This is a genomic window from Paenibacillus sp. cl6col, from assembly GCF_900102125.1.
Lineage (GTDB): Bacteria > Bacillota > Bacilli > Paenibacillales > Paenibacillaceae > Paenibacillus_B > Paenibacillus_B suaedae.
Genome location: NZ_FNAZ01000023.1, coordinates 1 through 12,397, shown reverse-complemented (window position 1 = coordinate 12,397; position 12,397 = coordinate 1). Strand labels below are relative to the sequence as shown.

The 12,397-nt window shown below is 46.9% G+C and carries 7 protein-coding genes and 1 pseudogene; 1 reads left to right on the top strand and 7 read right to left on the bottom strand.

Features of this window, described 5'->3' with window-relative positions; translation table 11 throughout:
• Positions 1 to 231 (top strand): annotated as a pseudogene (locus BLS15_RS29245) (IS110 family transposase); the annotation flags it as partial.
• A 537-nt stretch (positions 232 to 768) separates the two neighbouring features.
• Here BLS15_RS29245 and glmS read toward each other — a convergent pair.
• From glmS to ppc, 7 genes are all read right to left on the bottom strand, one after another.
• On the bottom strand, positions 769 to 2,604 hold the full coding sequence (gene glmS / locus BLS15_RS28295) for a glutamine--fructose-6-phosphate transaminase (isomerizing) (RefSeq protein ID WP_021255715.1): 1,836 nt from the start codon (positions 2,602 to 2,604) through the stop codon (positions 769 to 771).
• 822 nt (positions 2,605 to 3,426) lie between these two features.
• On the bottom strand, positions 3,427 to 4,770 hold the full coding sequence (gene glmM, locus BLS15_RS28290) for a phosphoglucosamine mutase (RefSeq protein ID WP_072727688.1): 1,344 nt from the start codon (positions 4,768 to 4,770) through the stop codon (positions 3,427 to 3,429).
• Positions 4,771 to 4,921: 151 nt separating this feature from the next.
• On the bottom strand, positions 4,922 to 6,361 hold the full coding sequence (locus BLS15_RS28285; protein ID WP_021255713.1) for a CdaR family protein: 1,440 nt from the start codon (positions 6,359 to 6,361) through the stop codon (positions 4,922 to 4,924).
• Positions 6,354 to 7,178 (bottom strand): diadenylate cyclase CdaA, encoded by an 825-nt coding sequence (cdaA, locus tag BLS15_RS28280; protein WP_021255712.1) that lies wholly within the window; start codon positions 7,176 to 7,178, stop codon positions 6,354 to 6,356. The genes BLS15_RS28285 and cdaA overlap by 8 nt, the downstream gene beginning before the upstream one ends.
• Positions 7,179 to 7,372: 194 nt before the next feature.
• Complete coding sequence (locus BLS15_RS28275) at positions 7,373 to 7,990, bottom strand: zf-HC2 domain-containing protein (protein ID WP_028532705.1); 618 nt, start codon at positions 7,988 to 7,990, stop codon at positions 7,373 to 7,375.
• 200 nt (positions 7,991 to 8,190) lie between these two features.
• Positions 8,191 to 8,757 (bottom strand): RNA polymerase sigma factor SigW, encoded by a 567-nt coding sequence (gene sigW, locus BLS15_RS28270; RefSeq protein ID WP_021255710.1) that lies wholly within the window; start codon positions 8,755 to 8,757, stop codon positions 8,191 to 8,193.
• 374 nt (positions 8,758 to 9,131) lie between these two features.
• Positions 9,132 to 11,921, bottom strand: coding sequence for a phosphoenolpyruvate carboxylase (gene ppc / locus BLS15_RS28265; protein ID WP_021255709.1), 2,790 nt, complete (start codon positions 11,919 to 11,921; stop codon positions 9,132 to 9,134).
• Positions 11,922 to 12,397: the final 476 nt, after the last annotated feature.

Sequence of the window (12,397 nt, the reverse complement as noted above, 5' to 3'; positions counted from 1 at the left end):
AGCAAACGTGGCCGCCCTCGTCTACGTAGGTTTCTCTATCTCATGACAATGTGTATGGTTATGACAAATTCGGATATCAGAGCTTTGCACCATTTCAACGTCGAGGTAAAGAAGTTAAAGAAAATGAAATCCATTATGACATTATGCGGTAAAGTTGCACGAATGCTAGTGGGCTTAGCAAAAAGTTGCGAGGGCTATGACTCAGCCAAAGTTTTCCCGCAAGCAGCCTAAGTACATTCTTCCCTCACTAGCTCATGCATTCGCAGGATAACAAGAAGCACGGAGTATCGGGAGAAGTTAAGCAAAAGGGCTCGGACCCGTTCCGTTAGAAAGACCAACCTCCACCCCTAGGTTAGATGTGACGAAGGAATGAAAGGGCTTAGACCCGTTGAGACATGGGAGTGAGAATCGCTAAGGCGAAGTGGAGACGTGCGCATATGGAATAATATAGGTGGTTGATGCCTCACCTTTGTTTTCGCATGCCCTTGCTACGATCCCCAAGTCACCGGCTACTACAAGTCTTCTTCCCTCACATTTACCATAGGGTGAAATCCTGCGAATTCATGAGTCTGAGTGAGGAAACTTAATCATTTTGAGGGAGTTTAAGTACATTTCTTCATAATTTTCAAAGTGATATTATCAAAATTTCCAATAAATAAAAAAAAAAAAACACTCACCTCTTAAAATCTATAGAGGTGAGATGTTTTTAATCAAACTTTATTACAATTTATCAATCTTTATTAAAATAACTTCAATCAATACTCTTCTCTATTCCACAGTCACACTCTTCGCCAAGTTTCTTGGCTTATCCACATCATTGCCACGTGCCAAGCTTGCATAGTAAGCAACAAGCTGCAATGGCACTACAGACAAGGCAGGAGACAAGCGAGACAGCGTAGCTGGCAGTACGAACATGCCATCTACCGCCTTCTCTACTGCAGCAGCATTCGCTTCGTCAGTAATCGCATAAACGACACCGCCGCGCGCCTTCACTTCCTTAATGTTGCTCACTGTCTTCTCAACAAGCGCAGTCTGTGTAGCCAGTGCGATGACAGGTACTCCTTCTTCGATCAAGGCAAGTGTGCCGTGCTTCAATTCACCCGCTGCATACGCCTCGGAATGAATATATGAGATCTCTTTCAGCTTCAGCGATCCTTCCAATGCTACCGCATAATCCAGACCACGTCCGATGAAGAACATATTGTCGTGCTTCGCAATGTCCTCTGCAACCCGCTTCAGCTCGTCAGATTGCTCCAGAATGCGCTCCACCTGCTCCGGCAATGCCTGCATCGCAGCAATTTGCTCACGAATCCAAGCCTGATCGTGAAGGCCAAGCTTTTCTGCCCAGTACAGGCTGAATATCATGAAGGCAACAAGTTGTGATGTGTACGCCTTAGTAGAAGCAACCGCAATCTCAGGCCCTGCCCATGTGACGATAGTATCGTCTGCTTCACGGGCAACCGAGCTGCCTACTACGTTCGTAATCGCCAGAACCGTCGCACCGCAGCGTTTTGCTTCACGGAGTGCTGCGAGTGTGTCTGCTGTCTCACCAGACTGGCTGACAACAATAACAAGCGTCTGTGGTGTAATAATTGGCGAACGGTAGCGATACTCCGAAGCGACATCTGTCTCCACGGGAACGCCTGCACATTGCTCGATCAGCGTACGTCCGACAAGACCTGCATGATAAGCAGTACCGCATGCGACAATATGCACGTTGCGAATTTCTTGTAATTTCTCTGCAGTCAAATGCTTCAACTCAGGAAGCTTGATTCCACTGCGATCTTCTTGCATTCTACCGCGCATCGTGTCGCGATATGCCTTGGGCTGCTCATGAATTTCTTTGAGCATGAAATGGTCGTAACCGCCTTTTTCCGCAGTCAACACGTCCCAATCGACAACAATCATTTCCCGAGAAATAAAATTCCCCTCTAACGTCATCAATTCGACAGCGTCCTTAGTCAGTACGGCCATTTCGTTGTCGTTCAAAATATACACTCGACGCGTATATTGCAAAATCGCCGGAATATCCGAACCGATAAAGTTCTCGCCTTCTCCAATACCGATAACTAACGGACTTGCGAAGCGAACAGCGACCAGCTTATCCGGTTCATGCTCTGTCAGGACAGCCAATGCATAAGCACCGCGCATACGCGCTGTAGCCTTCTGCACAGCCTTCACAATATCTCCGTCATACTCTTGAGCAATCAGATGAGAAATGACCTCTGTATCCGTCTCTGAACGGAATACAACTCCGGACGCGATCAGCTCTTCCTTCAGCTCCATATAGTTCTCGATAATACCATTATGAACAACAGAGAACTTCATCGATGCATCCGTATGTGGATGCGAATTCTCATTCGAAGGCTTGCCATGTGTCGCCCAGCGAGTGTGGCCAATGCCTACCGAACCTTGCAGCGGCTCATCCTCCAATTGAGAAGCAAGGACAGCTAATCTACCTTGTGCCTTGCGCACTTGCAAGCCTTCCGGTGTGAATACAGCAATGCCAGCAGAATCATATCCACGATACTCCAGCTTGCCCAATCCTTCCAACAACACCGCTTGAGAATTTCTAGCTCCAATATATCCGACAATACCACACATAATATAGACCTCCGATTATTCGCGGCCTCTCCAGTTGGCGACGTCGCACACAGAAGTCCATGCCCCATAAGCGTGAGTGCATAGCATTATTGGATAACTTATAAAGTTCAATAAGCTCATGGATAACGAGGGAAGCAGCCTAATTTGTAATAACCTACTTCGCCAAGCAGCACAACAAGCAAGCTTGTTAGCCAGCTTGGACTCTGTGTGCTCTGTCCATCCACGAGACAGCCCGATTCTTAGTAGTTAATTGAGTTAAATCTTAATGGCAGCGATAATCAGCTGCATTGTATCTCCAAATGGATACGCCTTGACTATGCAAGTGTATCTCCATCTCATTATCAAACATACCTGCGTAAGCATGCGTTGTCAGGAAAGTCGCCTCTCCTGCATTCCGCTAATGCTCTTACGGTGCCGGTAACACACCGGGAGGTCCCCGCCGAACATTTCGAACACCTCCACCTCGTCCACTCGCTGCAATGGCCGATTCAGCAGCAAGCGCTGGCGCTTCTTGAACGGTTGCCCGTTACATTGCCAACCTCACAATCCTCACTTTCTATATGTGAATCATCTTCTAATTTTCTATTTCCTATCTTCCTTACGAAGAGGACTGGCTCATCCTCTAGCATAAGCTGTTCCTGCATCATACACCGGCTTCTTGGCTGAGCTTCCAGGCATCGGCTTCGCCTTATCCACTCTGTATTTGCGGAACATGTTCTTACATTATATTCACTTTAGCCATTTTCCGCAACAATGCTACAGAAAATAGGAAAAAAGCCGCTTACCTAACAACGTCAGGCAAACGGCTCTGAACAAGTCCTATTAAGCTAGTTCTTTCTGTACAACCTCTACAATGCGGTTTACATATCCCTCTACAATATCCGCCTCAGGGCCTTCGGCCATAACACGAATCAGGGATTCTGTCCCGGATGGACGAACGAGCACGCGACCATTGTCACCCAACTCCTGCTCAACTTCCGCAATCGCCTTCTCGATAGCTGCATTGCCTTGGTATTTCGATTTATCCCCAACACGCACGTTCACCAGCACTTGCGGGTATTTGCGCATAAGCGACTTCGCTTCACTTAAGGATTGGCCATTTGCCTTCAAGTTAGCAACCAATTGGATACCAGACAGCATGCCGTCCCCTGTAGTATTGTAATCCAAGAAGATAACATGTCCGGATTGCTCACCGCCTAAGTTATAATTACCGCGGCGCATTTCTTCCATAACGTAGCGATCACCAACTGCCGTCTTGGCTGTATTCAATCCGTGCTTCTCAGCACCCTTGAAGAAGCCAATGTTGCTCATGACTGTTGTTACAATCGTATCACTATTCAAACGACCAGCCCGCTTCATTGCATCGCCGCAAATGAGCAGAATGAAGTCGCCGTCAACTTCCTCGCCATGTTCATCAATGGCAATCAAGCGATCCGCATCGCCGTCAAAAGCCAGACCCAAATGAGCCTTGTGGCGCAGCACTTCTTCTTTCAACATTTCCGGATGCGTTGAACCGCAATGATCGTTGATATTCAGACCTGTTGGCTCAGCGCCAATGGCGATTACTTCTGCACCAAGTTCACGGAACAAGCGTGGTGCCAGCTCATAAGCAGCACCGTGTGCACAATCGAGCACAATACGCATACCATCGAAGCGTTGATCAACGGTTGACTCCAAATACTCTACATAGCGCCACTTCGCATCCGTATCCACTGTAACCGTACCGAGACCTTCGCCAATTGGACGAGGAAGCTCATCTTCAGCAGCATCCATTAGCTGCTCAATTTCAAGTTCTGTCTCATCAAGCAGCTTGTAGCCGTCGCTGCCGAAGAACTTAATCCCGTTGTCCTGAACAGGGTTATGGGAGGCAGAGATCATAACCCCTGCGTCAGCACCCAATACACGTGTCAAATATGCAACAGCTGGTGTAGACAACACCCCAAGCTGGATGACATCTGCACCAATTGACAGCAAACCTGCTGTCAATGAAGCCTCAAGCATACGGCCAGATACACGCGTATCCATCCCGATAACCACCTTCGGTTTGCCTGATGCCTGCTTCGTCAGTACATAGCCTCCACAGCGTCCAATTTTAAAAGCAAGTTCCGCCGTCAATTCTTGATTCGCTACACCGCGTACACCATCAGTACCAAAATATTTCCCCATCGTTCGCTTCTCCTTCATGCTGCCATCAATCAATATGATCTGCTGTAGTTAGCACCTTCGATCATACATCCATCCTGTGCAGCATCTATTCTCACGTCGTAAATTTGATTTTTCATTATTCTATTCGTCAATTCATAGATGTCACACATCTCTAGTTGGAATGTTCCACTGATCCGTTCACCGCATCGGACGGTGTTCCTTCCGCTTCATTCGAGGAAGGCGGATTCTCATGAGTGTCGGTCGATGGATTGCTTGGATGCCCCGTCTCATTCTGGGTTCCTGATGTCGAGCCGTTGCCTACTTCTTCTGGGATCGAAGTAGGAGGCTTTGGATCAGGCAATGTCGTTACGGGCGCTTCCGTATCCTTAATCACGACCTTGATCGTTAGTGGAGTTGAATCCACTCGTCGAACGAACCGAGGTAAATTTACCTGCAAGTTCACTGTATGCTCACCAGGAGGCAAGTCATTCACATTCGCAATCAGCTGAATGTCACTTACCTTCAGCGCATCAATCAGATTCGGTGCGCCAACAACAATAACGTCCATCTTGCGGGAGGCCGGTTCCGCAATTGTCGTCTCCAATCGGTCATTGTCGCCCGTTAGTGTAATAGGAACGTCCGTTATCGTACGCTGTTTTACACCCGAAATTTGCAATTCGACAGTAATCTCACTCGGTTCTATTTTCTCAATGTTCGCAGGCGGCGTCAATTGTACCTTTATCTTATACGTCCCAGCAGCTTCAAATTGGCGCAAATCGACTTGTACATTATCCAAGTATTCGATCTTATCCAACGCTTCCTGAGGGCCGTACAGGGTCACCTGATTGACATCTGGAGACAAGGCTGACACAGCAAGTCCTTCCGCTAATTGTCCAGTCAAATTCACTTGGAGCGGTACGGTCTTGAATGGCTTCGTGATCGGTACTTCGACCTCGACAAAAGATGGTGTCAGGACTGCTCCCTCCACTTCATCGCCTCTCGCATTATACGCCGTCAACTTCACCCGCTTCGTGATGACAGACTCATTCGCCTTATCGACACTTACTGCACCTACTATCGATTTTACTTCAGCCATACGAGATGCGGGAAGCGTTACATGGACCCGGTTCGAAGGACGCACAATTGGAGTGCCTGCCTTATATCCTTTGGCAGGGGTTCCTTCTGTTTGTACCTGTACTTCGTACTCCTTCGTCTGCACATCCTCCAGCTCAATCGTTGCACTGCTCGGTTCCATCGACATCAAGTCAATTCCAGTCGGCAACTCATGACGGAGCTGTACCACATGTTTCCCCTTCCCATAGCCTGTTAAATCAAGTGTTACTTTATAATCTTCTGGCAATGCAGAAGCAATCGCTGTCCGCTTGCCTCGAACCTGTATACGAACCTTATCCGGCCGTATGGATTTAATTACCTGCTGCTTCGTATCCAATCCGACAATCCGTACTTGCACGTCATCAATCCAGCGAGATTCCATGAGCGGCTGCGGAGAAGTCGGCGTTGTATCGTCTTTATGTACGACAGCGAATAGAAGCACACCTAATACTAACGCGATAATCTTCGCTGCATTATTATTCATTAACCACTTATCCATGATGCTCACCTTTTCGTTTCCAGAACATTTTTAGTTCTTTCTTCGCCTTCGGCTTTAACTCATCGAACAGCTTGGATATGAGTGATTCTTCCTTAATATCACGCACAACTTGTCCATTGATAGCAAGGGACACTTGTCCTGTCTCCTCGGAGACGACAACAGAAATCGCATCACATACTTCACTGATTCCAATAGCTGCCCGATGTCTTGTCCCCAATTCCTTACTGATAAATGGATTCTCGGACAACGGCAAATAACAAGCTGCTGCTGCAATTTGGCTGCCTTGTATAATAACTGCTCCGTCGTGCAGTGGTGTATTCGGGATAAATAGGTTAATGAGCAACTCTGAGCTAATACGGGAGTTCATGGCAATGCCTGACTCCGTGTATTCATTCAACCCTGTCACACGTTCGAAGACGATGAGTGCACCGATCTTACGACGTGACATATAATTAACTGCTTTAATAAGCTCGCTAATAACACGAGCCGTCTCATCTTCCTCTGCTACCGCGCGTCCACCGAACATTTTCCCTCGACCCAACTGCTCCAATGCTCGTCGCAGCTCAGGTTGAAAAATAATTACGATCGCAAGAACCCCGAACGTAAACATTTGATTCATAAGCCATTTCAGCGTATACAAATCAAACCACGTACTGATCGCCCAAGTCACAACGAGGATAAAGATCCCCTTCAGCAACTGGACAGCACGCGTTCCGCGGATGAGCACAAGTAGCTTATAAATTACATAACTAACGATTAAAATATCGATGATATTCTTGATCGTGTCTTTCCACGACATGTCCGCAAAATAATTCATGCAGGTACCCCCGGCGTTCGTTTCCCCTGATAAGATCCTGATGAGAAGATGAAGCACCTCTCTATGTATAACTATAACCTTTTCGTCTTGATGAAGCAAAATTTATATCCCATTCTTATCCATCCTTACAAAAAAGCCCTCCTGCAATAGCTGCAGGAGAGCCTCGGTACAACAGATACGGATACTGTCATTCGTTATGGCAACGACGGCCCCGTGCCGAACAAGTTCGTAAGCTGGTACCACATCCAGCTTAGTGCTTCGTCAATTTGGTGAACCGATCCCGAAATATTTGCCGTAGATGCTTGATACAGCTTCCCGTCAATGACGGTTACATCGCCCTTCACTTTGCCGTACACTTCTGCGACTCCGTTATGAATCGTTAAGTTACCTGATATTACTTTATCCGAAGGCACGATGACCTTATTATTCTCTACGACAACTCCATTCAGATCAGCGCCCTTAACCATAAGCTGCTTATCCGCATTCCACATACTTAGCGCACTTGTCATCATAACCAACACAAAGACGGCTGCGACGGTAATGGCTGGGTGACGTTTGACCCATAGCATGAACGCACTTTGCTGCTTCGGCTTCGGTATAACGCTCATGACCCGTGCCGTCAAATCATCCGATACAGGCTGCACTCGGTGATTGAAGCTGTACAGCAGAGTATCCATCTCCTCTAACTGACGAAATCGTTCGCGGCAATCCGGGCATGCAAGCATATGTTCTTTCAATTCGAGTGCATATTCCGGTGTCAAATCGTCATCTAGTAAATCATGCATTAATGAGACGGCTTGTTTGCAATCCATTTGAGCCAATCCTTTCATGGAGTCTCCAATCAGATACGATGGCGCATCCTACATTAAGAAGGATGACCCTATCTGGGACGTATCGTCATGCACCGAAGTCTTTCCCAACATTCTATACATTTTCGTTAGGGCTCATTCGGCTTGTTATACGATACGACTTGAATGCAAAATAGTTTCACTCTTTAGCCTGCTATTTTTTATCAGATTTTACGTTCCAGCTTCTTGCGGAGAAATTCTCGTCCCCGGTGCACCCTCGTTTTGATCGTGGTCACAGGCATATCCAGTACATCGCTAATTTCCTGCAGCGACATATCCTTTAAGTAACGAAGCACCATCACGGTCTTATATTTTGCAGGGAGACTCTCAATCGCCTCATGGACCATTTTCTGAGTCTCGCTTACAAGCAAGTATGTCTCAGGTGTACGATTATCGCTAGGGATCATCGCATACCCGTCAATGCCCTCCTGGTCATTCATCTCTGCATCAAGGGAATAATTCGGCTTCCGTTTGCGCAAGCGATCAATACACAGGTTCGTTCCGATACGATAGATCCAAGTCGAGAACTTCTGAGTCTCATCGTAACGATCCAAATTGCGATATACACGCAGAAATGTATCTTGTACCACATCCTCTGCTTCATGCCGATTGCTCAGCATGCGATAAGCAAGATGGAATATTTTATCCTTATATAAATCGACAATCTCGGCAAACGCTCGCGTATCCCCTTTTCGAGCTAATCTCACGAGCCGTTGTTCTAGCGTATCCAAGCGGTCTCCCTCCATCCTCACTGCTCTTATGCCGATGTCTTCTCAATCATTGCACCTCAATGACAATGCCGGACATCGTAAGCAGGAATGCGAACCTTGGGAGCAACGTATCTTACTGTGCTCACGATCATTCACCGAATTCAGTGAATGAACAATGGCTCATTCGGGAAGCCTTGTTCCCTGCCTGTCGCTGCCCTAGGGGTGCGAGTGTGTCAATGCAGAAGCAATGCTGCTCTTCTTTGCCGACGCACTCTTTCCTATGTGTAAACACAGGAAAAGTCGAGCCTCGATCGCTCAAGACTCGACTGCATCGTCGCTACTTCGTGCTGTTTACGTATCGACGTAGCCTGCGGAAATCGATCATTCCGACATTATCAACCTGTATTTCGAAGCCCTGCTGCAATACCGTTAATCGTAAGCAAAACTTCCCGCAGCAATACCGCATCATCCTCTTCGTTCTCACGAAGCTCGCGCAGTTCTGCTAGCAGTTCCACCTGCATATAGCTGAGCGGATCCACGTATGGATTGCGCAAGCGAATCGATTCCTGGATGACAGGAACATTGTCGAGAATATCCTCTTGTCCGGTAATTTGCAGGATTAACGAAGAGGTTAATTTGAATTCTTCCTCAATTTGCGTAAAAATACGCTCGCGAATGGTTTCGTCCTTAATCATGCCTGCATATTCCTTGGCAATGACAAGATCCGCCTTCGCAAGTGCCATTTGCAAGCTGTCGATCATAGACTGGAAGAAGGAATAATTCTGATACATATGGCGCATTGTTTCCATATTCTCTTCCTTGCCTTGATAGAAGCTCTGCAATCCTGTTCCTGCTGCATACCACGCAGGGAGCAAGTACCGGCTCTGCGTCCATGCGAATACCCAAGGGATCGCACGCAAGTCTTCGAAGCGGTCACTGTTCTTCCGCTTCGACGGACGTGAACCGATGTTCAGTTCACCGATCTCTGGAAGCGGCGTAGACTCCTTGAAGAACGTCATGAAGTCTGGATCACGGAAGATCAGATCCTGATACTTCTTCAGCGAAGCCTGGGAGATGCTCTCCATGAGCTCCTTCCACTTCGATTCATACAGATCCGTATGCGGCGTACGAGCCAGCGTAGCCGCTTGTATAAGTGCCGAAGTAGCTTGTTCCAAGCTTCGGTAAGCAATACCTTGTACGGAATAGCGGGAAGACAATACTTCACCCTGCTCCGTAATCTTGATGCCGCCACCAATCGTGTGTGGAGGCTGAGCCATAATACTGCGATTCAATGGCATACCACCACGACCAAGTGCACCGCCACGACCATGGAAGAACTTCAATTTCACATCGTACTTCTTCGCAGACGCCGTCAGTTCCTTCAGAGCCATACGAAGCTCCCAGTTCGCTGTAAATGCACCGCCGTCTTTGTTGCTGTCTGAGTAGCCAAGCATGATCTCCTGCAGATCATTCATTGCTTCAACAGCACTGCGGTATATCGGCAAATCAAACAACGTCTTCATGATCGCAGGTGCGGCATGAAGGTCGTCGACAGTCTCGAAAAGCGGCACAGCCTGCAATGTGCAGTGTACTTTGCCTTTCTCTTTGCGGAACAAGCCTACTTCCTTCGCCAGCAGCATGACTTCAAGCACATCGCTCGCTGCCTCCGCCATACTGATCAAGTAGCTTGTAATACATTTCTCACCGAATTCCTTCTGTGCATCATAGACGATACGATACACATTCAGTACTTCAGTTGTAGATTCACTATATTGAATATATTCCGATATCAATGGACGAGGATCATTCAGCAGGCGATTAAGAAGCTCAATCTTCTCCTCTTCGCTCAAGCTGCTGTAATCGTCCACGATGTTCATGTTAGCCAAAATTTCAGTCATCGCATTTTCATGCTCTTTACTATGCTGACGAATATCAAGTGTCGCCATGTGGAAGCCGAACAGTTCTACTTGACGAATCAGTTTCTTCACATACGTGTCTGATACATAATCTGCGAAGTGGTGGCGCAAGCTCCGGTCAATAATTCTCAGATCTTCCAAGAACTCAAGCGGATTATTGTAACGCTGTGCTGTCCCCTTCGTCGACTCATCCAGTATATTATTCAACTTCTCGAACATGTAGATTAACTTGATACGATACGGTTCCTTCTCATTGTTCCAGTATCCCGCATGCGTCAATGTCACATTGCGGCTGTCCTCTGCAATCGAGGAAAGCAGCTCCTCAGACACAGATACAATTGTAGTACTGAAGCTAAGCGTACGGAATAAGGACTTCAATCTCTCCTCGTATTTGCGAATCGCAAGAGTACGCTGCATCTTCAATGTTTCCCATGTTACATCATGGGTAACCGAAGGATTGCCGTCACGGTCGCCACCGATCCAAGAACCAAATCGAAGGTAAGTAGGCACATGCCATCCTCCGGATGGATAGTACTTATCCAGGCAGCGTTCCAATTCATGATATACATCTGGCAGAACATCGAACAGTGTCTCGTTGAAATAGAATAAGCCGTTGCGCACTTCATCGAGTACAGTTGGCTTACGATCACGCAGTTCATCTGTTTGCCACAGTGTAATCACTTCGTTCAGCAGCTTATCTCGCAATTGTTCACGCTCACGGTGTGTCAGAGTTGGATTATCCAACATTGTGACATCATCAGCGATGCGCTTATGAATATCGAGAATGGCCCGACGCATCGCCTCAGTCGGGTGCGCCGTTATGACAAGTTCCAAAGAAATGCTTTCAATAATTTCTTGCAATTCTTCTTCGGAAACTTTACGCTCCTTCAACTCCATGATCACACTTTCGATCGATCCTGGTTGAATGCTTTCACCTGCAGAGCGCTCATAATCGCGTTTGCGACGGATCCGATGATTCTGTTCTGCAATGTTCACTAACTGGAAGTAGATAGCGAATGCACGAATCACTTGATGTCGGATTTCGGGGTTCAACGTATTGATGAGTTGCTTAAACTCCTCATACAACTCGGGTAAAAATACGGCACGCAACGATTTGCTAAGCTCGCGGATCTTCTCCACAATGTTAAGCAATTCATTACCACCTTGATGGACGAGCACTTCGCCGAGTATATTACCCAGAAAACGAACGTCCCGCCGCAACATATTGTTGGAATTCGTCTTGTTTGCGGTTAACGTTAGATCAGTCATTCGTCTCCCCCTATCTCACAATTCAGTACAGTCTGTAAAAGACTTTCTTAACATCATACTACAAATTGAGACGAAAATCTTTACTTTTCATTGAAAAAATCGCACGTTTCAATTGTATCCCCTTACATTGGTTCGGGTTTACAATGGATCGTTATCTTGATATCGCTAACCTGTATTTTTAGCCTTAAACAGCCTGAAATGTATGTTCATCATCCTACTCATTATGTTTCATGTAGAGCCTATAATTCATACATGATCGTCTAAATATGAACTGCGAACGCAGCTATTCTCAACAAAATAAAAAAAGCCTTTCGGCGTCGATTTCATTCTGGTTAATGAAACGGGAATACTCCGGTCGCTTATCGTGCCTCCTATTGTCGGCACCACACGTCCTTCTCCCGGACGCGCGCGCTGAACCGTATTTCAAGAAGCATTGCAGCGCGGTACTCAACATGTCTGATTTGAAAAATGGAGCC